The sequence below is a fragment of the Bacillus cereus group sp. Bc010 genome (assembly GCF_027716745.1).
Taxonomy (GTDB): domain Bacteria; phylum Bacillota; class Bacilli; order Bacillales; family Bacillaceae_G; genus Bacillus_A; species Bacillus_A pacificus.
This window is the reverse complement of record NZ_JAQFUY010000009.1, coordinates 1-20,646: the sequence shown is the minus strand read 5'-3', so window position 1 is coordinate 20,646 and position 20,646 is coordinate 1. Positions and strand designations below refer to the sequence as shown.

The window sequence follows — 20,646 nt, the reverse complement described above, 5'->3', positions numbered from 1 at the left end:
TTATCATGAAGATTTCTAAAGAAGGAGAAAAGTTTTTAATTGATACGAAAGTATATTTAATAACAAAAGGGATTAAAGAAGAAGATGTGGATGCTTTTCTAGAAGATGCAGAACTTCATTTAATAGAAGGTGAGAAGGAGGGAAAGACAGTAAGTGATATATTTGGTGATTCGCCAAAAGAGTATGCAGAAGAATTAGCGAAAGAGATGGAGAGGGATAAAGGCGGGAGTATAAAGACTATTTTAGGAATGATAATTGGAATAGGGGGATATTGGTTACTTACAAATATTTTATTTGAAAGCCCAAATCATGAATTTACATTAACGAATGTACAATTAATTGGATACCCAATTGTTTTAATGATTACGATTGTAGGAATTATATTTGCTTTTAAAATGTCATCATTTAAGAGTAAAATAAAAGAATTTAGCATTATTTATGTAGCAGCATTGCTACCGATTTTATTACTAATATTATTGATGTTTATGAATAAATGGTATGGGACACCTGTATTACAATTAACGACTATACAAAGTTATATACTAGCTGGAGTTATCTTGTTAGTACTGTTAATTGGGGAAGCATACATACTTGGCTGGATTGGGATATTAACTGTTATTGTCCCGCTATTCATTATGTTTGTATTTAAAGGATTGGGAGAGAAAAATCCATACTGGGGAATCTTAGAGTCGTTACTTCTGTACGGAAGTTTATATGTATTAATGCGATGGTCTTTCAAAAATGAGGAGAGAAAAAGTGTGCACTAGTAATTTGGAAGGAGGGAATATGATGCTTTCTCAAGAGTCACGAGATTTCCTTGCAAATACAGGTACTTATTTAACTGCAAAGGGAATAAGCGAAAAAGATATTGAATCCTTTTTAGAAGATGCAAAATTACATTTAACTGAAGGGGAAAAAAGGGGTAAGAGTGTAAAGGATATATTTGGTGATTCACCAAAGGAATATGCAAATCAACTTGTAAAAGAAATGCAAGTTGATTATAAACGGAATTTAGGATGGCTAGCTACAGCTGTTATGAGTATATTATGTTATTGGACTATTCCAGATCTTTTATTTCGAAACTTAAATGAACCTTATACCATTTCTTTAATAGGATTAATCGGATATCCGGTTATCTTACTGTTAATGATTATGGGAGGGGTTTTATTTTTAAGAGGTGCTAGTTTTCAAAGGAGTATGTTGAAAAAAGGCTTACTGCTATTTGGAGCAGTAATACTCACTTATTTACCAATATTAATAATGTTCTTAAAGGGTTGGTACAGTTTTCCTTTATATGAACTCCCTCAATTAGGAAGATATTTAATTGGAGGAGTTATGCTATTGATAACAACGATTGTGAATGTTCGGTCTCTTGGTTGGATTGGTTTACTTGTTTTAGGAATCCCAATTTTTATGATATTTATGGTTGAACAAATAGTAAGAGTGTATTTCTAAGGAGAAGCTCTAGAAATAAAAAGGATAAGCATATATGTAAATTATATTTATACTGCATATTGTAAATATTATGATATATGTTGTTCTTCGGTTTAATAGGAAAGTGGCTGCTCTGGATATGCAAAAAAATATTTCCAAAGAAATATTATATAGAGATTTTTAGAGTAATTGTATTTATGTTTAGTTGTATATTTGCATCCGTTGCAGCCGGAATTTGGTTTGTTGATTGGAATATATTGTTTTAAACAGTAACAAGAGCGTTACTGTTTTTTTCTTTGCAATAAAGAACTTTGTAAAGAGAGTGCTTTTTGTTCGTTCGTTAATAGGGATTGAATATGGACATTTTCAGGACGAGGTACGATAGGGTACATAAGATTTGTTGGAGAAGGATGGTGCTCCGAGCCAGTTGGGGAATGAGGATCAGCGTGAGTAAGTTTTCCGTGAACACGTCTTGTAAATAAAATATGACCGATTTCGTGAGCGAGCGTATATATATTTTTCATGGGGGCAGCTGAATTTGTTAAAACGATATAACCAGTAAGTTGCTGTTGTTTCGCAAAAGAGTAAGCACAGGCAATGACTGCTGTTTCTTTGAAATAATCACTGCCAATATAACAAATATAAAGGTCGCATTCAGGAGCTTCATTCACACATGTTTGGAAAAAGGATGCTAATTTTTCCTGACTTTGAATAGAATTTTTATAACTAATTTCGCGGTCAGAAAAACGAAAAAGTTCATTTAAAATAATTACTTCTTTAATTTGAAATGTAATCGGGTGCCAAATTGACTCTGCAACTGCTAAATCTTTTGCGATACGATCATTAGAAATATCGGCGCCTGGCGTAATGCAAATACATATATTGACGTATGGATCCATAAGGAACACCTCAACTGAAAAATTCTTCCTATAATATATGTTGGGAAAAGACTCTATGTATGGATAACCGCCTTGTTTATTACAAGTCGAAAAAATTTCATAGTTCTATAACGTAGTGTGAGCATCTTTTTGATATAGTAAAGAAAAGGGGGAGAATATATGTATACATTAAAAATCGTTTCAGACAGAGAGGCTCTTTATCAATTTGCAAGTTATGTAAGAGTTGTGCAAGGGGTAGAAGATGTATATGTAGAGGTGGGAGAACCTTTATATGAACATCCATTAATGAAATTTTATGTACATATTAAGCTGGAAGAAACATATGAGCAACAGAAAGCGTTACAAGAAATAGCAAGATTAGTAGAATTAGGACGTTTTACATATGTCCATTATCGTAATGATGAAATTGAAGAAGCTTTTGAAGCTGTAAAATATGAAAGTTTTAAGAAATAAAGGTGAAAAAAGGGAGGCGAAAGCTTCCTTTTTTTCTTTAAAATTACATCAACAAAAGGAGAAAAATTTTGTTATGATAAGGAAGGGTGAGGAAAGGAGAGTTTACATATTGGGGTATATTGAAGAGTTACGCAAAGTCGTTGGTACAAGGCCGCTTATTCTAGTAGGGTCAGCAATTATTATCTTAAATGATAATCAAGAAGTATTGCTTCAATATCGTTCAGATACATATGATTGGGGTGTACCTGGCGGGGCGATGGAGCTAGGAGAAACGACAGAAGAAACTGCTCGCAGAGAACTGTTTGAAGAGACGGGACTAAATGCGAAAATTATGCAATTTATCGGGGTTCTTTCGGGAAAAGAAGTGTACTTCCAATATCCAAATGGAGATGAAATTTTTAATGTCATACATCTGTATCAGGGGCATCATGTGAGCGGAGAATTAAGGCTTGACCATGAAGGATTACAGCTTCAATATTTTCCGGTAGATAAGTTACCGAATTTGAATAAAACAACAGAGAAGATTTTACAGAAATTTCTATATGCATTAACAGAATAGAAGGTTAATTCCTTCTATTTTTATTATATTAAATATTTTGATTTTTTAGTATGTTTATAGTATGATAGGTGTAGACATACATCTTATGGAATTTCACCTAAAAACTGACTAGGGTACATAAGAGAGGGGCAAGTGCAAAATGCATAATGTTGTTATTACAGCTGCAGTTCGTTCGCCAATTGGAACTTTTGGGGGAGCGCTAAAAAATGTAACGCCAGTAGAATTAGCTGTTCCTGTACTTCAGGAAGCTGTAAAACGAGGCGGGGTAGAACCACACGAAGTTGATGAAGTGATTTTAGGTCATTGTATTCAAAGAACTGATGAAGCAAATACGGCGAGAACGGCTGCATTAGCGGCAGGATTTCCTGACACAGTTACGGGCTATACAATCCAACGCCAATGTTCTTCAGGTATGCAAGCGATTATGTCGGCTGCAATGCAAATTCAATTAGGTGTAAGTGAAGTTGTCGTTGCAGGTGGAGTAGAAGCAATGAGTTCAAGCCCTTATGCATTAAAACAACACCGCTGGGGACAACGCCTACAACACGGAGAAATTCGTGATACGGTGTGGGAAGTGTTAGAAGATCCGATTCATCATATTATGATGGGGGAAACAGCGGAAAATTTAGTTGAACAATATGAAATTACAAGAGAGGAACAAGATGAAGTTGCGCTTCGTAGTCATACATTGGCGCTAAAGGCAATTGAGTCTGGATACTTTGACGATCAAATTGTTCCTATTACGATAAAAGAACGTAGAAAAGAAGTAGTATTTTCAAAAGATGAACATCCACGTGCTGATATTACAGCAGAAAAATTAGCTGGATTAAAACCAGCTTTCCGTAAAGACGGTTCAGTAACTGCAGGGAATGCATCTGGCCTGAATGACGGAAGCGCGGTTTTAGTATTAATGAGCGAAGAAAAAGCGAAAGAAAAAGGCTTACAACCGTTAGCTAGAATTGTTGGGTATTCAGTAGCTGGAGTAGATCCGAAAATTATGGGTATTGGACCAGCACCAGCAATTCGTAAAGGATTAGAAAAAGTAGATTGGTCATTAGAAGATGCAGATTTACTGGAAATTAATGAAGCTTTCGCTGCGCAATACTTAGCTGTAGAGAAAGAATTAGGTTTGGATCGTGAAAAAGTGAATGTAAACGGTAGTGGTGTAGGACTTGGACATCCAATCGGTTGTACAGGAGCTCGTATTACAGTAAGTTTAATTCATGAATTAAAGAGACGCGGATTAGAGAAAGGAATTGCCTCTCTATGCGTCGGCGGCGGTATTGGAGTAGCATTATTTATAGAAGCACTATAAAAAGAAGCAGCAATCGCTGCTTCTTTTTTTAAGAATCAAATAAATGATGAAATAATCGATCACGATTTTCAAAGAAAAGCTTCGTCGTTTGGTAATGCTCGGTGTCTTCTAAGGCGGATTCGTGAATTCCTTCTTGTGTTAAAGAGTATATAGTGGATTCAGGATAAGCCATTAAAATAGGAGAATGCGTCGCAATAACAAATTGTGAACCTTGTTCCGCTAGTTCGTGCATTCGAATGAGCATAGAAAGTTGTCTCATTGGTGATAGGGCGGCCTCGGGCTCATCTAAAATGTAGAAACCTTGTCCTGAAAAACGATTCATAAATAAGGAGAAGAATGATTCACCATGGGATTGTTCATGAAGTGAAACACCGCCATAAGATTTTATAGCATCTATTTCATCAATATAAGAAGCAACGTTATAAAATGATTCAGCACGAAGAAAGAAACCGTCGTTTGGTGTATTGAAACTTTTGGAAATTCGAAGGTATTCATGTAAAGACGAATGTGAATCGTTTGTGCTAAAGCGGAAATTTTTCGTTCCACCTTCTGCATTAAATCCTAAAGCAATTGCAATCGCTTCGAGTAATGTTGACTTACCCGTTCCGTTTTCTCCAATAATGAATGTTACATTTGGATGGAAAGCTAGTGATTGTAATGTTCGGATAGCGGGTAAGCAGTAAGGGTATGCGGAGAAACTAGGGATATTTTCTTTTTTTAATGTGACATTTTTTAAAAAAGGTACGTCAATCAATATATAAACCTCAATTCATAACGGATTTTGATTCTAAAAAGGCAGCAAATACAAGGGTAAGACAACTTGCAAATAGTATTGTATATTGAAGTGCGCCAAAGCCAAGCCCTTCCCAGCCGAAAGTCATCCTCTTCCATATAAAAATGAAAAGAACGCTCATAAAGCCAACGAAAGCGGGCGTGTATTTTATAATTTTTAAATGATTCCATAGAAAAAATCCAATGTATGTACTTAAAAACAAGATAAAGAGAACAAGAAAAAAGACAAGTGTTAATGACACATGAACCCCTCCTTATTTTCTGAATATTTCATGTGGATTATATCATTTAAACTATCATATTCCAATGTGAAAATAAATATTGCATGGAGATTATTCATGTCGTTATGATAGTATGTAATCTATTGTAATTCTGAAAAGGAGCTAAAACATGCCGTTTACATTTGCACATCCAGCAGCAGTTCTTCCTTTTGTGAAAAAGCATTCTAAACATATTTCAGTAACGGCTCTTATATTAGGGAGTATGGCGCCTGATTTTGAATATTTTTTACACTTTAGACCGTATGGTATTATTGGCCATACATGGCTTGGGTTCTTATATTTAAATTTACCACTTGTCTTTTTATTAGCATACATATATCATTACATTTTAAAAAAGCCGTTTATAACGCATTTACCTAAACCATTTGCTGGCTACTATACATATGCAGTAGATGAGAGGTGGGGGCTTTACACAAGGAAAGATTTCTTTGTATTTTGTTATTCAGCATTATTCGGTATGTTAACGCATGTTGTTTGGGATGCATTCACTCATAAGACAGGCTATTTTGTTATGAAAATACCATTATTGCAAAGAGGATGGTACGGTAGTTCTATTTATAAATATATGCAACATGGGAGTACATGTATTGGTTTTCTGTTATTAGTATATGTTTTATGGACGTGTAGAAATGAAATGGGTAAAGACCTTATTTTAGCTTCGGAAAAAATAAAATATTGGATTTCGGTACTTGTTGTGGCAGCTATTATATTTATCGTGCATGCGTTCGTAGATCCCTATTTTCATATTTTCCAAATAGGGGGTATAATAGTATCTGGACTGACAAGTTCGTTTTGTGGACTTCTCATTGTTTCTATAGTTTACAAAGCAAAGGACTAATTAATATTAATGAATGATAGTGTTAGGAGAAATTATATGATGAAAGCATGGAAAAGTATTTTTGTTTTATGTAGTTTTCTTCTTATGTTAAGTGGTTGCTTCCATCAAGAAGAAAAGAAAGCTGAACCGAAGAAGAAAGAATCTATTCCTGAAACAAAAGAATATGGTGGGCGTGAGCTGAAAAAAGTAGGACAAAAAGTGAAAGAAACAGGATGGGGTACTTTTACATTAGAACAAATTCATTCTGTGAATCAAACATTTGAAGTAGCACCAATGAAAATTCACGTACAAGATGTGAAAGTAATCTCTTTATCGCAGATGAGTAAAGATGCAAAAAATACATTAAAAGTATATACGGCATTAACTCCTGAAGAAGTAAAGCGTAGATTAGGAGATAAAGTCAGTCAAGAAGATGCGGAGTTATATGCATCGCTAAGTGGTACAGAGATTAGTGATACGATTCGTTACGTTGAAATTACATATAAGGTGGAAAATAGCGGGAATAAAAATATACAATTTTTCTCTATGAATGATGTTGCGATTAATGATAAACAACATTTTAAAGTAGCAACGCAAAACTTTTTATATGATGAAGATACGCTCGTTGGTACAAAAAATGTATCAAGGGAAGACTATAAGCCTGGTGAAACAAGAGATGGTATTATCGGCCTAATACTTGATGATGGAAAAGAAAAGGTAAAGGATATTAAATTTACAACAGATAATGTAATCGCAGCAGATACAGAAACGCAAGATGTTGTAAAAGAGCCACAAACTTTTAACATCTCACTTTCTGAGTAAGTTGTTTTTAAATATATGCAAGAAAAAACAGTCAGCGCTCAAACTATTATGCTGACTGTTTTTTCTGTTCTTTTATGTATGAATCTACACTTTGAAAAGGCACCTTAATTTTAAACGCATCTTTTTGCTCATTAAATTGCTTTTCATTATAGGGGCCAAAACGTTTATTATGCTTTACGTCAATAATCCAATAATGCTCGCTTTTTTTATTTGCAATTGCTGCGTCAGGATTATTCGGATCTGACTTTTCCTCAGTTTGTTTTGCAATAATGTATTTATCATCCCAGGCTATGTCTGTAATTTTTGCAGGAATGTATTGTGTGGCGTATACAGCATCTTGCGTGGGGAAAAGTTCAAATGCATTTCCAGAAGTACGTATGAGTTCGTATTCATCGTTAATCGTATATGTTATATGATTTGTATTTCCAGCACAACCGGCTAATAGGAATGCGACGAATAGGATTATCCATTTTTTCAATATGGGAACCTCCTTTACAATGCTGTTGTAACACATTGTACAAGAAAAGTAAGAGAAACGCTAGTTTACAATGTTTTTTAGAAGTGGTACGATGAGACGGGTAAAGAAGGATATGAAGGAGTCGACATAAAAATGAAGTTAAAGATGCATCGTCCAGCGCTTGTAATGAATCGCATAGGTGCTTCCCTAATTGACATGTTTTTAATCTCGGTTATGTATGGTGCAGTAGTAGCTGTTATGACTGGAAATTATAGTGCTATTTTTAATCGCTTTAATATTAGTTTTGGCGATTATAGATATGATCTTGCAGTAGTTTTTATATTAATGGCGATATATTTTATTTTGCTACCCTTTATTTGGAACGGTGTAACACTTGGTAAAAAGGTAACGAGAATAAAATTAATTTCATTGAAGAGTGAAAAGTTAACATTACAAACATTAACAATTCGATTTTTTGTATTGTTATTACCGAACATATTACTACTTGGAATTCCGATATTATGTAACGTATATATGATGTTATTCCGCAAAGATAATTGTGGTTTTCAGGATTTAATTACAAAAACGAAAGTGATAAGTCTTGTATAACAAAAAGAGACCTTTTTATATAAAAAGGTCTCTTTTTGTTATACAAATATATTTTAATGGATATATAATAGGGAAAAGTTAATCTATATCATTTTTGAATTTAATAGATTGAAAATTAAGAAAATGATATAATGATTAAAATAATATGTTTATATAATAAGGGGGAAATTGAAATGACTGGAGGTAGCGTAATCTTTTGGGGGATTTTAATTTTCATCGGTTTAGTTTTCGATCAGCGTAATAGTAAGAAAAAAGAAGGAGTAAAAAAGTAACCGCTTACAAATGGATAAGCAACTTTTCTTGCTTGCAGACTAATCTCATAAAGGAGTATACTGAATGACGGTAAGACTTATAGAAGGGGTAATGAAAATGAAGCTTGCAGGAAAAGTTGCTATCGTAACTGGCGGTGGCATCGGTATTGGACGTAATACAGCTCTTTTGTTGGCTAAACAAGGCGCAAAAGTAATTGTGACGGACATCGATCAAGAAAGTGGACAAGCAACAGTGGAGGAAATTACGAATCTAGGCGGAGAAGCACTTTTTGTATCCTATGATATGGAAAAACAAGGAGATTGGCAACGCGTAATCAGCATTATTTTGAATGCATTCAGTCGCATTGATATGCTTTTTCAAAATGCTGGTTTATATAAAATAGATTCTATATTTTCACGCCAACAAGAGAACGATTCCAATGTACTTTGTATTAATGACGTATGGATAGAGATAAAACAATTAACGTCATCTTTTATGAAACAGCAAGAAGAAGTGGTGCTAAGTGACTTACCGATTTTCGGTATTATTAGCACGAAAGGACAATCATTTCATACAGTAGAAGCCCTCGTATAATAGTGAAAACCGCCCTCAATATATGTGGACGGTTTTTTTGTATGAAAATTATTTTTTAACGAATGCGTTGTTCGGTTTGACTATCAAAGAAATGCGCTTTATTCATATCAAATGCTAGTTTAATTTGGTCACCAGGTGAAAATGTATGTCTTGCATCAACACGTGCTGCAAAATCTTGATTTCCAAGTTTCATATATAAAATAGATTCAGCACCTAATAACTCAGCAACTTCAATTTTTGTTGTGAAGGCAGTAGATTGTGAAGCTTCTAAAAATAATAGTTCATCATGAATGTCCTCAGGACGAATACCTAAAACAATGTCTTTATTTACATAGCCTTGTTCACGTAATATCTTCATTTTTCCTTCAGTTACTTTAATTTTTGCAGCATTGTCTATAACGAAATCGGTTTCAGTTAATTTACCACGGAAGAAATTCATCGCTGGAGAGCCGATAAATCCACCAACAAAAATGTTTTCAGGTGTTTCATATACTTCTTTTGGAGTACCGATTTGTTGAATTTTTCCGTCTTTCATAACAACAAGACGAGAAGCCATTGTCATCGCTTCAGTTTGATCATGCGTTACATAAATTGTTGTCGTTCCAAGGCGGTGGTGTAACTTAGAAATTTCTGAGCGCATTGCAACACGTAATTTAGCGTCTAAGTTAGATAATGGCTCATCCATTAAGAACACTTTCGCGTCTCGAACGATTGCTCTCCCTAACGCAACACGTTGACGTTGTCCACCAGATAATGCTTTCGGTTTTCTATCTAAATATTGTTCCAGTCCTAAAATTTTTGCTGCATCTTTCACACGACGATCAATTTCATCTTTTGGTATTTTTCTAAGTTTTAATCCAAATGCCATGTTATCATATACACTCATATGTGGATATAGAGCATAGTTTTGGAAGACCATTGCGATATCGCGATCTTTTGGAGGGACATCATTCATTAGCTTACCATCAATTGAAAACTCTCCTTTTGAAATGTCTTCAAGTCCAGCCACCATTCGCAATGTTGTAGATTTTCCGCATCCAGAAGGACCGACAAATACGATAAATTCTTTATCTTGAATGTGTAAATTGAAGTCTGTTACAGCTGTTACGTTATTATCATATATTTTATAAATGTTTTCTAATTTCAGTTCTGCCATGGTATTTCCCCCTAGAAATAATTATGCAAACGTTTTCTTTGAGTTCATTATAAACGAATAGATTCAAAAAATAAACAAAAAAAAATAAAACGTTTTCATAAATTGGAAGAATATTAGTAAATTTCGTATGTTTTCTTAGAAAAATAAGAATAAAAGTTGTAAGCGCTATTTTAAATTAAGATAGAATCTGTTATCATTCATTAATGAAAACGTTTGCGCCTTAAAAAGAGAAAATCGAATTATGAATGAAATGGGGTAGCATAATGGAAAAACAGTGGTGGAAAGAAAGTGTAGTATATCAAATTTATCCTCGTAGCTTTATGGATAGCAACGGTGATGGTATCGGGGATCTTCGCGGTATTATTTCAAAGTTAGATTACTTAAAAGAATTAGGGATTGATGTAATTTGGTTATCACCAGTCTATGAATCTCCAAATGATGATAATGGTTATGATATAAGTGATTATTGTAAAATTATGAATGAGTTCGGAACAATGGAAGATTGGGATGAGCTATTACATGAAATGCATGAACGTAATATGAAACTTATGATGGACTTAGTTGTGAATCATACTTCTGATGAACATAATTGGTTTATTGAATCACGTAAATCAAAAGATAATAAATATAGAGATTACTATATATGGCGCCCTGGAAAAGAAGGAAAAGAGCCGAATAACTGGGGAGCAGCGTTTAGTGGATCAGCATGGCAGTATGATGAAATGACAGATGAATATTATTTACATCTGTTTTCTAAAAAACAGCCAGATTTAAATTGGGATAATGAAAAGGTAAGGCAAGATGTTTATGAAATGATGAAGTTTTGGTTAGAAAAAGGAATTGATGGCTTCCGTATGGATGTTATTAATTTTATTTCTAAAGAAGAGGGATTACCAGCTGTTGAAACAGAAGAAGAGGGGTATGTTTCAGGTCATAAGCATTTTATGAACGGTCCAAACATTCATAAATATTTACATGAAATGAATGAAGAAGTATTGTCTCATTATGATATTATGACGGTTGGTGAAATGCCTGGTGTAACGACAGAAGAAGCGAAATTGTATACCGGGGAAGAACGAAAAGAACTGCAGATGGTATTCCAATTTGAACATATGGATTTAGACTCAGGAGAAGGCGGAAAATGGGATGTAAAACCATGTTCACTCCTTACTTTAAAAGAGAATTTAACGAAGTGGCAAAAAGCATTAGAACATACAGGCTGGAATAGCCTGTATTGGAATAACCATGATCAGCCTCGCGTTGTATCTCGTTTTGGTAATGATGGAATGTATCGCATTGAATCTGCGAAAATGTTAGCGACGGTGCTTCATATGATGAAAGGAACACCGTATATTTATCAAGGAGAAGAAATTGGAATGACAAACGTCCGATTTGAGTCGATTGATGAATATCGAGATATTGAAACGTTAAATATGTATAAAGAAAAAGTGATAGACCGTGGTGAAGATATAGAAAAAATAATGGAATCTATTTATATAAAGGGTCGTGATAATGCTAGAACTCCGATGCAGTGGGATGACAAAGATCACGCTGGATTTACAACAGGTGAACCTTGGATTACAGTAAACCCTAACTACAAAGAAATTAATGTGAAACAAGCGATCCAAAATAAAGATTCAATTTTTTATTATTATAAAAAATTAATTGAGTTACGTAAAAATAATGAAATAGTTGTGTATGGATCATATGATTTAATATTGGAGAATAATCCATCTATTTTTGCATATGTAAGAACGTATGGGGAAGAAAAACTTCTTGTTATTGCAAACTTTACTGCAGAAGAATGTGTATTTGAATTGCCTGAGGACATTACTTATAGTGAAGCAGAGTTATTTATACACAATTACGACGTAGAGAATGGACCGATAGAAAACATACCATTACGTCCGTATGAAGCAATGGTGTTCAAATTGAAATAAGAAAAATCCTTATACCACTTTGGTATAAGGATTTTTTTGATTACCATTTTAATATGGAGAATCCATATGGAGGAAGTGTAACTTGTAATACACTTGCTTCCGCTGAAAATTCTTCGTTTGTATAAATATTAATGATTTTCTTTCCAGTAACATGGAGAGGCAGTGAAGCTGTAATATCACTATTAGTCGGATTTAAAACGAAAAAGATAGTTTCATCTTTATATGTTTTTGTATAAGAAATATAATTATGTTCATCATTTGCTTCAATGAATTGGAAAGTACCATGTCCTCCAAATGCTTTATATTGCTTTCGTAACGAAATTAATGTTTGTATATGTGTAAATAATAGATGATCTTGTTCTTTCGTATCCCAAACCATACATTTGCGACAATCAGGGTCCATACCGCCATCCATACCAATTTCGTCTCCATAATAAATACAAGGAGAGCCGATGAAAGAAAGGTGGAATACATAAAGTAACTTTAATTTATTTTTATCTCCGTTACATGTTGTCAATATTCTTGGTGTATCATGGCTGTCTAATAAATGAAATGCTGCTTCATTTACATTCATAGAGTAGGAATGTAGAGATTCTATAATTTGTTTCATGAATTCATTTGCCTTAATGGAATCGTTAGCAAAGTAAGACAGTAGAGCGTTTGTAACCGGATAGCTCATTACAGCATCAAATTGATCTCCTTGTAACCAAGGAAGTGCATCGTGCCAAATTTCTCCTAAAATATATACTTCAGAATTTAATGCTTTTATCTCCCTTCGGAATTCTCTCCAAAAGTTATGGTCGACTTCATTTGCTACATCAAGGCGCCACCCGTCTATATTGAATTCTTTTACCCAATAACGCCCTACTTCAAGTAAGTATTCTTTTACATCCGGGTGTGCAGTGTTTAATTTCGGCATATACGGTGTAAACGCGAAAGTATCATAATTCGGAAGTGGCTCAGTTTTAATTGGGAACTCATGAATATGAAACCATTCTTTATATGCTGACTGTTCACCATTTTCTAGTACGTCTTGAAATTTATCGAAAAAGTATCCACTGTGATTGAATACGGCATCGAGCATTACTTTTATACCATGTGTATGACATGCTTGAACGAGGTCTTTGAATGTTTCTTTTGTGCCAAATTGCGGATCGATTTCCATGTAGTCAATTGTGTCATATTTATGATTTGAATGTGCTTTGAAAATAGGTGTGAAATATATTCCCGAAATTCCAAGCTTAACAAGGTAATCGAGGTTTTGAATAATACCAGCAAAATCTCCGCCGAAAAAATTAGTTGGAGTTGGTTCAGCGCTGCCCCAAGGAAGGGTGTTTTCTGGATTCAGCGTACGATCGCCATTAGCGAACCGTTCTGGGAAAATTTGATACCAAACAGTATCTTTAATCCAGGAAGGTGCTTTGAATACATCATTTGCATGAATAAATGGAAAACAGAAAAAGTTACCAACGTCATCATTTGGAATGCTGGAAAAAAATCCACGTTCTGCATAAATAAGCGTTTCTGTCTCCGCTTTTAATTCAAATCCGTAACGTAAGCGCTTAAATTTTGGCTCGATGGAAATGGACCAATAATCAAATAATGCAGTAGAACCGGTTTTTTTCATCGGTGCACTTGAAGAAATCCACTTCCCGTCTGTCCATTCATAAGGATCACCATAAATAAGAGTGGTACTTTGAACATCGTCTCTTTTCGTACGTATTCGGATGTGAATCGTTTTTTCATCGTAAGCGTATGCGTAATTATCTTTTGGCCTATGATAGATGGCGTCTTTAAACATATAAAAAATCCCCCTTTACTATCTCTATGCATAGTGTTCCCTTAAGTATAATAATAAAGCATATGTTGCAAACGATTGCTTTTTGCATAGCTTTAATATTGCTTATAAGAGTAGTATTCATTTCGTATAAAGTCAATGTATAAAGAGTGTAGTAATAATATTTTAAAATTAATATTTGCAAAATGAATAAAAGAATGTATAATGATAGACAAATAGCGCAAACGTTTTCATAGATTGAGATATTGTTTGCGCTTCTATTAAACTATTCAATGCAAACGTTTTCAATTAGTAAGGTACATATACAATTCAGGGAGGTTTTTGGGATGAAGAAAGCATTATCATTATTAACGGTTTCAGCATTATCAATTGGTATGTTATCTGCATGTGGACCGAAAGATTCAGGAAAAAAAGAAGAAAGTAAAGCAAAAAAAGATTACGATCTACTCGTTTGGGAAGATGATAAAAAAGGTGTTGGTTTAGAACCAGCAGTGAAAAGCTTTGAGGAAAAATATAAAGTAAAAGTAAAAGTTGTTGAAATGCAAATGACAGATCAAGTGAAGAAGTTACGCCTTGATGGACCAGCGGGGACGGGACCAGATGTTGTAACATTGCCACATGATCAAATCGGAAATGCAGTAACAGAAGGTTTACTTTCTGAAGTGAAAGCTGATGATTCTATAAAGAGTAAATTTACTGATTCATCAATAGAAGCACAGACATATAACGGAAAATTATATGGTTTACCAAAAGCAATTGAGACACCAGTCTTTATTTACAATAAAAAACTAATGCCAAAAGCACCAGAAACGATGGACGAGCTGTTTAACTTCTCAAAAGAATTTACGAAAGATGGCAAGTACGGATTTTTAGCATTAGGAGATAACTTCTACTTTGCTAATGCATTCATGGCAGGTATGGGTGGTTATGTGTTTGGTGAAAAAGATGGAAAGCCAAATGCAAGTGATGTTGGATTAAATAATAGCGGAGCAGTACAAGGTGCTGAGTATCTTCAAAAATGGTACAAAGAAAAGTTATTCCCGAAAGGTATTATCGGTGAATCTGGTGGACCTGCTGCTGATGGGCTATTTAATGAAGGAAAAGCAGCATCTATCATGAACGGACCTTGGGCGTTCCAAGCAATGGAAAAGAACGGAATTGATTATGGCGTTGCTCCAATGCCGAAATTACCAAATGGTCAACCAATGAAAACGTTTGTTGGGGTTAAAGGATGGCATGTAACAAGTTTCTCTAAACAAAATGATTTAGCTACAAAGTTCACTGAATGGGTAACGAATGAAGAAAACGCAAAAATTCGATTTGAGAAGACGAAAGAAATTCCTCCAGTAAAAGCAGTAATGGAAGATCCAATTATTAAAGATAACGAAGCTGCAAAAGCAGTTGCAACACAATCTGAAAATGGAATTCCAATGCCAAACATTCCAGAAATGCAAGAAGTATGGAAACCAGCTGGAGATGCGCTTCAATTAGTTGTTACGGATAAAGAGGCACCAAAAGCAGCACTTGATAATGCAGTGAAGCAAATTAAAGGTAATATTGAGGCAAATCATAGTAAGAAAAAATAAGGTGAAATTCGTGCCTCTAATATGAGGGGCACGAATTCTCTCCCAAGAAAAAAGGGGGAAGGAACATGCAAACATCTATGGAACCAGCAAACGGCTTAAACGGTTCAAAACATAGGAAAATGGCAACCATGTTATCAATTATTCCAGGCGTGGGCCAAATGTATAATAAACAATTTGTAAAAGGTCTTATTTTTCTAGTATTAACAGGTTCATTTATTGTAGCCTTTGCTGATTTATTAAATATGGGATTATGGGGAATTGTAACGCTTGGTACAGAAGTTCCACGTGACCATTCTGTCTTTCTATTAGTAGAAGGAATCTTGGCACTCATTGTCATCGTGTTTGGACTCGGAATATATGCATTTAATTTATATGATGCATACCAAAATGGAAAGAAACGGGATATAGGAACACCGTTAAACTCTGTAAAAGAGCAATACCGTAATTTACTAGACCAAGGTTTTCCGTATTTAATGGTTTCACCAGGGTTTTTATTACTTATCTTTGTCGTTGTATTTCCAATCATTTTCGTAATTTTAATTGGATTTACGAACTATGATTTATATCATTCTCCTCCAGCTAAATTAGTAGATTGGGTAGGGTTTAAAAACTTTATTGATATCTTTACATTACCGATGTGGAGAGAAACGTTTTTAAGTGTATTTTCTTGGACTGTCATTTGGACATTCGTTGCAACGACATTACAAGTTGCGCTTGGTATTTTCTTAGCGATTATCGTAAATCAGCCTGGTATTAAAGGGAAGGCGATTATTCGAACAATCTTCATTTTACCGTGGGCGGTCCCAGCATTCGTATCTATTCTTGTTTTCTCTGGTATGTTTAATGAAACATTTGGAGCAATTAACAATCAAGCATTAGCTTTATTCGGAATTGAAAAGATTGCTTGGATGACAGATCCATTTTGGGCGAAGATTGCTTTAATTATGATTCAAACGTGGCTTGGATTCCCGTTCGTCTTTGCAATGACAACAGGTATACTGCAATCGATTCCAGGAGAATTATACGAAGCGGCTACAGTAGATGGAGCTACAGCTTGGCAACAGTTTCGTAAAATTACATTGCCACTTGTTCTATATGCAACAGCACCAATATTAATTACGCAATATACGTTTAACTTTAATAACTTTAGTATCATCTATCTATTTAACGGCGGAGGTCCTGCTGTAGCTGGACAAGACGCAGGTGGAACAGATATTTTAATTTCATGGATTTATAAGTTAACGATGACTTCCGCGCAGTACGGAAAAGCAGCAGCTCTTACAATGATCTTATCGTTAATCGTTATTACAGTTGCGTTATGGCAATTTAAGAGAACAAAATCATTCCAAGAAGAGGATATGATGTAAATGAATATTAAAAGACAAAAGATGTTACGTCTCTCATTAAGTTATCTCGTTATTTTCGTAATGTGTGCCATCATTTTCTATCCATTATTATGGATTATTGGCTCATCGTTTAATCCGGGTGATAGTTTATCTGGATCAAGTATTATTCCGCAAAATGCAACGCTAGATCATTATCGTAAGTTATTAGATTTAGAGAATAGTAATTATTTACTATGGTATAAAAACACATTAAAAGTAAGTGTTTTAACGATGATTTTTTCAGTGTTAGCAATTAGTTTTACTGCTTATGCATTTTCGAGATACCGTTTTGTTGGAAGAAAAAATGGTTTGTTAACATTTTTAATTTTGCAAATGATTCCAAACTTTGCAGCGTTAATCGCTTTATACGTATTAGCACAGTTAACAGGATTAATTGATACGCACCTTGCATTAATTTTAATTTATGTAGGCGGGGCAATTCCAATGAATACATGGCTTATGAAAGGGTATTTTGATACGATCCCGAAAGAATTGGATGAGTCAGCTCGTATGGATGGAGCAGGACATTTCCGTATTTTTTGGCAAATCATTATGCCACTTGCAAAGCCAATCGTAGCGGTTGTAGCGTTATTTACTTTCATCGGCCCATTTACAGATTTTATTTTAGCGAGTATTATTTTGCGCACACCAGAAAATTATACGTTAGCAGTTGGATTATATGAAATGGTGGCGAAGAAATTTGGGAATGAATTTACAACGTTCGCAGCGGGTTCCGTATTGATTGCAATCCCAATTTCAATTTTATTCCTATCACTACAAAAATACTTTATCTCTGGTTTAACTGCTGGAGGTACGAAAGGATGAAAAATGGGACATTATGTCCCATTTTTCTTTTCATCTTCCTATAAAACATTTTATTGGGAGATGAAAAGAGATTTGACATCCCATATGAAAAGAAGTGAAATAAATAGTATATTATAGTATAGGAAAAAAGAGCTCTATCCCTTACAATACATGAAGAGGGAGAATATGATAGGTTTTACAAGATAGAATCAATGAAAGTTTATGACTTCCCCTATTACTTGCAACGGGTGCAAGATGAAAATATATAAAATGGCAGAGAAGTGAAAGGAGGGGGATTTTTATGACAGTTACAATTAAAGATGTGGCGAAGAAAGCGAATGTAGCACCATCTACCGTTTCTCGTGTAATTGCTGATAATCCAAGTATAAGTGAAAAAACAAAGCGTCGTGTTCGGAAAGTAATGAGTGAACTAGGGTATCATCCTAATTTAAACGCAAGAAACCTAGCTAACCAAACAACAAAAACACTTGGCCTTGTTATGCCAAGTTCTGCAAGTAAAGCTTTTCAAAATCCGTTTTTCCCAGAAGTTATAAGAGGGATTAGTTCGTTTGCACATGTGGAAGGGTATGCACTTTATATGTCGACAGGTGAAACGGAAGATGAAATTTTTAATGGTGTTGTAAAGATGGTGCAGGGGCGCCAAATTGGTGGCATTATTCTTTTATATTCAAGAGAGAATGATCGGATTATTCAATATTTACATAAACAAAATTTCCCGTTCGTATTAATCGGGAAACCATATGATCGTAAAGAAGAAATTACATATGTAGATAATGACAATTATACAGCTGCAAGAGAAGTAGCAGAATATTTGATTTCATTAGGTCATAAACAAATCGCGTTCATCGGCGGTGGATCAGATTTACTTGTAACGAGAGATCGTTTGGCTGGTATGAGTGATGCTTTAAAATTGGCAGATATTGTATTACCAAAAGAGTATATTTTACATTTTGATTTCTCAAGAGAGAGTGGTCAACAAGCTGTGGAGGAATTAATGGCGCTAAAGCAACCACCGACAGCAATTATGGCAACGGATGACTTGATTGGACTTGGTGTGCTAAGTGCACTTTCTAAAAAAGGATTCGTTGTACCGAAGGATGTTTCAATTGTAAGCTTTAATAATGCTTTATTATCAGAAATTGCGAGTCCGCCACTTTCGACAGTTGATGTGAATATATACCAGCTAGGATATGAGGCAGCAAAAGCTTTAGTTGATAAAGTTGAGAATGCGGAGTCTACTGCAAAGTGTATCATTATTCCGCATAAATTATTGAAGCGTCAAACTTGCGATCATTATGCAAAAAAAAGCTAAGAGTTTAACTCTTAGCTTTTTTTTTGTAGAAAGGCTTCTAAACGGTCACAGCCTTCTTTTAAAGTTTCAATACTATACGCATAGGACAAGCGAAGGTAGCCTTCCCCATATTCAGAGAATGCTGTTCCGGGAACGACGGCAAGTCCAGCTTCTTTCACAAGATCAAGTGCAAAATCAAATGATGAAGATGTTAAATGACCAACATATGGGAATAAGTAAAATGCACCTGTTGGTTTTTCAACTGTTAAGCCCATTTGAGTGAGTCTATTATATACGTAATCACGGCGTTTTTTGTATTGATGACGCATCATTTTTGGTGCATCTTCAGCAGCTGTTAATGCTTCAATTGCAGCATATTGAGCGATTGAAGTAGCGCACGTTACGTTGTATTGATGAACTTTTAATATATGCCCAGCTAAATAGTTTGGTGCGAATAATAGACCGATACGCCAGCCAGTCATAGAATGTGATTTTGATAAACCGTTAATGACGATAGTCTTTTCGCGCATTTCTGGGAAATGAGCGATCGATGTATGTGTTTGTTCATATACAAGTTCGCTATAAATTTCATCAGAAAGGACGAAAATATTTTTATCTTTTAAAACATTTACAATATCCTGTAGTTCTTCTTTTGATAAAGTTACACCAGTTGGATTAGAAGGATACGGCAGTACGACGCATCTTGTTTTTTCTGTAATGGCATTTTTTAGTGCATCGGCTGTTAAACGGAAGCCAGTTTCACGAACATCTATAAATACAGGGGTTGCACCGCATAATCGAATAATCGGCTCGTACCCTGGATAAATAGGGGCAGGTAAGATGACTTCTGTTCCTGGCTCTAAAATCGTTCGAAATGCAACATCAATTGCTTCACTAGCACCGATTGTAACGATGGTTTCGTTTTCAGGTGAATAATGTAAATCGTAGTTATCTTTTACAAAGTTACAAGCTGCCTTGCGTAATTCTAGTAAACCAGCGTTATGTGTATAGCTTGTATAATTTTCTGTAATAGCCCGTTTTGCCGCTTCTTTTACGAGAGAAGGTGTAGGAAAATCAGGTTGTCCAATTGTTAAAGAGATAAGATTATCATAGTTTTGAATCATGTTAGAGAATTGACGGATTCCAGAAATTTGGATGTCCTTTACTCTAGGGTTAATGAATTGTTCCATTGTATCTCCCTTTCTTCCGTTTGAAAATTAAGTTCATTTTAACATATTTTCTATCATTTCGCTTGCGTATATGGTATGTAGAAAGAGAGGGATAATAGAAAAAAAGCCGCTGTATGGTCATCTCCCTGTCAAGTAGACAGTCATAAAAAGAGTATTATGCCACGGCCTTTTCCCGATATTCTATCGGGGAA

22 protein-coding genes and 1 pseudogene are annotated in these 20,646 nt (G+C 34.8%); 16 read left to right on the top strand and 7 right to left on the bottom strand.

Annotation, left to right across the window (positions count from 1 at the left end; all coding sequences use genetic code 11):
* Positions 1–5: 5 nt before the first annotated feature.
* The 3 genes and pseudogenes from PDQ68_RS12565 to PDQ68_RS28875 form a co-directional block, all read left to right on the top strand.
* On the top strand, positions 6–767 hold the full coding sequence (locus tag PDQ68_RS12565; protein WP_016718408.1) for a DUF1129 domain-containing protein: 762 nt from the start codon (positions 6–8) through the stop codon (positions 765–767).
* 22 nt (positions 768–789) lie between these two features.
* Positions 790–1,455 carry a DUF1129 domain-containing protein gene (locus PDQ68_RS12560; RefSeq protein WP_016718407.1) on the top strand — a complete coding sequence of 222 codons (666 nt, stop codon included), beginning with the start codon at positions 790–792 and terminating at the stop codon, positions 1,453–1,455.
* A gap of 74 nt (positions 1,456–1,529) precedes the next feature.
* Positions 1,530–1,700: pseudogene (locus tag PDQ68_RS28875) on the top strand (DNA-binding protein); the annotation flags it as partial.
* Positions 1,701–1,715: 15 nt separating this feature from the next.
* Here the strand turns inward: PDQ68_RS28875 and PDQ68_RS12555 are convergent.
* The gene (locus tag PDQ68_RS12555; RefSeq protein WP_061183912.1) at positions 1,716–2,333 is read right to left on the bottom strand and encodes an ImmA/IrrE family metallo-endopeptidase; all 618 of its coding nucleotides are present in this window, start codon (positions 2,331–2,333) and stop codon (positions 1,716–1,718) included.
* Positions 2,334–2,492: 159 nt separating this feature from the next.
* Here PDQ68_RS12555 and PDQ68_RS12550 point away from each other — a divergent pair, with 159 nt between their 5' ends.
* The 3 genes from PDQ68_RS12550 (at position 2,493) to PDQ68_RS12540 (ending at position 4,660) form a co-directional block, all read left to right on the top strand.
* A complete protein-coding gene (locus tag PDQ68_RS12550) occupies positions 2,493–2,786 on the top strand; it encodes a DUF3928 family protein (protein WP_000288328.1) in 294 nt (97 codons plus the stop codon).
* Between the two features lie 109 nt (positions 2,787–2,895).
* A complete protein-coding gene (locus tag PDQ68_RS12545; protein ID WP_000540524.1) occupies positions 2,896–3,345 on the top strand; it encodes an NUDIX hydrolase in 450 nt (149 codons plus the stop codon).
* A 139-nt stretch (positions 3,346–3,484) separates the two neighbouring features.
* Positions 3,485–4,660, top strand: coding sequence for an acetyl-CoA C-acetyltransferase (locus PDQ68_RS12540; RefSeq protein ID WP_000552083.1), 1,176 nt, complete (start codon positions 3,485–3,487; stop codon positions 4,658–4,660).
* A 28-nt stretch (positions 4,661–4,688) separates the two neighbouring features.
* Here PDQ68_RS12540 and PDQ68_RS12535 read toward each other — a convergent pair whose 3' ends face one another.
* Positions 4,689–5,414, bottom strand: coding sequence for an AAA family ATPase (locus PDQ68_RS12535; protein ID WP_061183911.1), 726 nt, complete (start codon positions 5,412–5,414; stop codon positions 4,689–4,691).
* Between the two features lie 10 nt (positions 5,415–5,424).
* Positions 5,425–5,694 carry a hypothetical protein gene (locus PDQ68_RS12530; protein ID WP_061183910.1) on the bottom strand — a complete coding sequence of 90 codons (270 nt, stop codon included), beginning with the start codon at positions 5,692–5,694 and terminating at the stop codon, positions 5,425–5,427.
* 148 nt (positions 5,695–5,842) lie between these two features.
* Here PDQ68_RS12530 and PDQ68_RS12525 point away from each other — a divergent pair, with 148 nt between their 5' ends.
* Positions 5,843–6,571 (top strand): DUF4184 family protein, encoded by a 729-nt coding sequence (locus tag PDQ68_RS12525; RefSeq protein WP_016718403.1) that lies wholly within the window; start codon positions 5,843–5,845, stop codon positions 6,569–6,571.
* 36 nt (positions 6,572–6,607) lie between these two features.
* Positions 6,608–7,372 carry a hypothetical protein gene (locus tag PDQ68_RS12520; protein WP_061183909.1) on the top strand — a complete coding sequence of 255 codons (765 nt, stop codon included), beginning with the start codon at positions 6,608–6,610 and terminating at the stop codon, positions 7,370–7,372.
* Between the two features lie 46 nt (positions 7,373–7,418).
* Here PDQ68_RS12520 and PDQ68_RS12515 read toward each other — a convergent pair whose 3' ends face one another.
* Positions 7,419–7,850 carry a DUF3997 domain-containing protein gene (locus tag PDQ68_RS12515; RefSeq protein ID WP_000758784.1) on the bottom strand — a complete coding sequence of 144 codons (432 nt, stop codon included), beginning with the start codon at positions 7,848–7,850 and terminating at the stop codon, positions 7,419–7,421.
* 132 nt (positions 7,851–7,982) lie between these two features.
* Here PDQ68_RS12515 and PDQ68_RS12510 point away from each other — a divergent pair, with 132 nt between their 5' ends.
* The 3 genes from PDQ68_RS12510 (at position 7,983) to PDQ68_RS12500 (ending at position 9,284) form a co-directional block, all read left to right on the top strand.
* Positions 7,983–8,438: an RDD family protein gene (locus PDQ68_RS12510; protein WP_000769088.1), complete on the top strand. Its 456-nt coding sequence runs from the start codon at positions 7,983–7,985 to the stop codon at positions 8,436–8,438.
* 173 nt (positions 8,439–8,611) lie between these two features.
* Positions 8,612–8,710 carry a hypothetical protein gene (locus tag PDQ68_RS12505; protein WP_000145657.1) on the top strand — a complete coding sequence of 33 codons (99 nt, stop codon included), beginning with the start codon at positions 8,612–8,614 and terminating at the stop codon, positions 8,708–8,710.
* 64 nt (positions 8,711–8,774) lie between these two features.
* Entirely contained in the window at positions 8,775–9,284 is a 510-nt protein-coding gene (locus PDQ68_RS12500) for an SDR family NAD(P)-dependent oxidoreductase (RefSeq protein ID WP_061183908.1), read from the top strand.
* Positions 9,285–9,339: 55 nt separating this feature from the next.
* Here the strand turns inward: PDQ68_RS12500 and PDQ68_RS12495 are convergent, their stop codons facing one another.
* Positions 9,340–10,440, bottom strand: coding sequence for an ABC transporter ATP-binding protein (locus PDQ68_RS12495; protein WP_000818924.1), 1,101 nt, complete (start codon positions 10,438–10,440; stop codon positions 9,340–9,342).
* A 263-nt stretch (positions 10,441–10,703) separates the two neighbouring features.
* On the opposite strand from PDQ68_RS12495, the gene malL reads away from it, so the two are divergent.
* A complete protein-coding gene (malL, locus tag PDQ68_RS12490) occupies positions 10,704–12,380 on the top strand; it encodes an oligo-1,6-glucosidase (protein WP_000415190.1) in 1,677 nt (558 codons plus the stop codon).
* A 40-nt stretch (positions 12,381–12,420) separates the two neighbouring features.
* Here malL and PDQ68_RS12485 read toward each other — a convergent pair whose 3' ends face one another.
* Complete coding sequence (locus tag PDQ68_RS12485) at positions 12,421–14,181, bottom strand: alpha-glycosidase (protein WP_061183907.1); 1,761 nt, start codon at positions 14,179–14,181, stop codon at positions 12,421–12,423.
* A 323-nt stretch (positions 14,182–14,504) separates the two neighbouring features.
* On the opposite strand from PDQ68_RS12485, the gene PDQ68_RS12480 reads away from it, so the two are divergent.
* The 4 genes from PDQ68_RS12480 (at position 14,505) to malR (ending at position 19,286) form a co-directional block, all read left to right on the top strand.
* Complete coding sequence (locus PDQ68_RS12480) at positions 14,505–15,764, top strand: extracellular solute-binding protein (RefSeq protein WP_000709927.1); 1,260 nt, start codon at positions 14,505–14,507, stop codon at positions 15,762–15,764.
* Between the two features lie 65 nt (positions 15,765–15,829).
* Complete coding sequence (gene malC / locus PDQ68_RS12475) at positions 15,830–17,131, top strand: maltosaccharide ABC transporter permease MalC (protein ID WP_061183906.1); 1,302 nt, start codon at positions 15,830–15,832, stop codon at positions 17,129–17,131.
* On the top strand, positions 17,132–17,974 hold the full coding sequence (malD, locus tag PDQ68_RS12470; RefSeq protein ID WP_001022608.1) for a maltosaccharide ABC transporter permease MalD: 843 nt from the start codon (positions 17,132–17,134) through the stop codon (positions 17,972–17,974).
* 280 nt (positions 17,975–18,254) lie between these two features.
* On the top strand, positions 18,255–19,286 hold the full coding sequence (gene malR, locus PDQ68_RS12465; RefSeq protein ID WP_000219039.1) for a maltose operon transcriptional repressor MalR: 1,032 nt from the start codon (positions 18,255–18,257) through the stop codon (positions 19,284–19,286).
* A gap of 11 nt (positions 19,287–19,297) precedes the next feature.
* Here malR and PDQ68_RS12460 read toward each other — a convergent pair whose 3' ends face one another.
* On the bottom strand, positions 19,298–20,455 hold the full coding sequence (locus PDQ68_RS12460; RefSeq protein WP_061183905.1) for an aminotransferase A: 1,158 nt from the start codon (positions 20,453–20,455) through the stop codon (positions 19,298–19,300).
* Positions 20,456–20,646: the final 191 nt, after the last annotated feature.

Bases quoted from the DNA above. Each gene is read 5' to 3' on its own strand.
- PDQ68_RS12550 (WP_000288328.1), top strand. From the start codon at position 2,493: ATGTATACATTAAAAATCGTTTCAGACAGAGAGGCTCTTTATCAATTT.
- malR (WP_000219039.1), top strand. From the start codon at position 18,255: ATGACAGTTACAATTAAAGATGTGGCGAAGAAAGCGAATGTAGCACCA.
- malD (WP_001022608.1), top strand. From the start codon at position 17,132: ATGAATATTAAAAGACAAAAGATGTTACGTCTCTCATTAAGTTATCTC.
- PDQ68_RS12505 (WP_000145657.1), top strand. From the start codon at position 8,612: ATGACTGGAGGTAGCGTAATCTTTTGGGGGATTTTAATTTTCATCGGT.
- PDQ68_RS12500 (WP_061183908.1), top strand. From the start codon at position 8,775: ATGACGGTAAGACTTATAGAAGGGGTAATGAAAATGAAGCTTGCAGGA.
- PDQ68_RS12485 (WP_061183907.1), bottom strand. From the start codon at position 14,181: ATGTTTAAAGACGCCATCTATCATAGGCCAAAAGATAATTACGCATAC.
- malC (WP_061183906.1), top strand. From the start codon at position 15,830: ATGCAAACATCTATGGAACCAGCAAACGGCTTAAACGGTTCAAAACAT.
- PDQ68_RS12460 (WP_061183905.1), bottom strand. From the start codon at position 20,455: ATGGAACAATTCATTAACCCTAGAGTAAAGGACATCCAAATTTCTGGA.
- PDQ68_RS12565 (WP_016718408.1), top strand. From the start codon at position 6: ATGAAGATTTCTAAAGAAGGAGAAAAGTTTTTAATTGATACGAAAGTA.
- PDQ68_RS12510 (WP_000769088.1), top strand. From the start codon at position 7,983: ATGAAGTTAAAGATGCATCGTCCAGCGCTTGTAATGAATCGCATAGGT.
- PDQ68_RS12560 (WP_016718407.1), top strand. From the start codon at position 790: ATGCTTTCTCAAGAGTCACGAGATTTCCTTGCAAATACAGGTACTTAT.
- PDQ68_RS12525 (WP_016718403.1), top strand. From the start codon at position 5,843: ATGCCGTTTACATTTGCACATCCAGCAGCAGTTCTTCCTTTTGTGAAA.
- malL (WP_000415190.1), top strand. From the start codon at position 10,704: ATGGAAAAACAGTGGTGGAAAGAAAGTGTAGTATATCAAATTTATCCT.
- PDQ68_RS12555 (WP_061183912.1), bottom strand. From the start codon at position 2,333: ATGGATCCATACGTCAATATATGTATTTGCATTACGCCAGGCGCCGAT.
- PDQ68_RS12480 (WP_000709927.1), top strand. From the start codon at position 14,505: ATGAAGAAAGCATTATCATTATTAACGGTTTCAGCATTATCAATTGGT.
- PDQ68_RS12540 (WP_000552083.1), top strand. From the start codon at position 3,485: ATGCATAATGTTGTTATTACAGCTGCAGTTCGTTCGCCAATTGGAACT.
- PDQ68_RS12520 (WP_061183909.1), top strand. From the start codon at position 6,608: ATGATGAAAGCATGGAAAAGTATTTTTGTTTTATGTAGTTTTCTTCTT.
- PDQ68_RS12495 (WP_000818924.1), bottom strand. From the start codon at position 10,440: ATGGCAGAACTGAAATTAGAAAACATTTATAAAATATATGATAATAAC.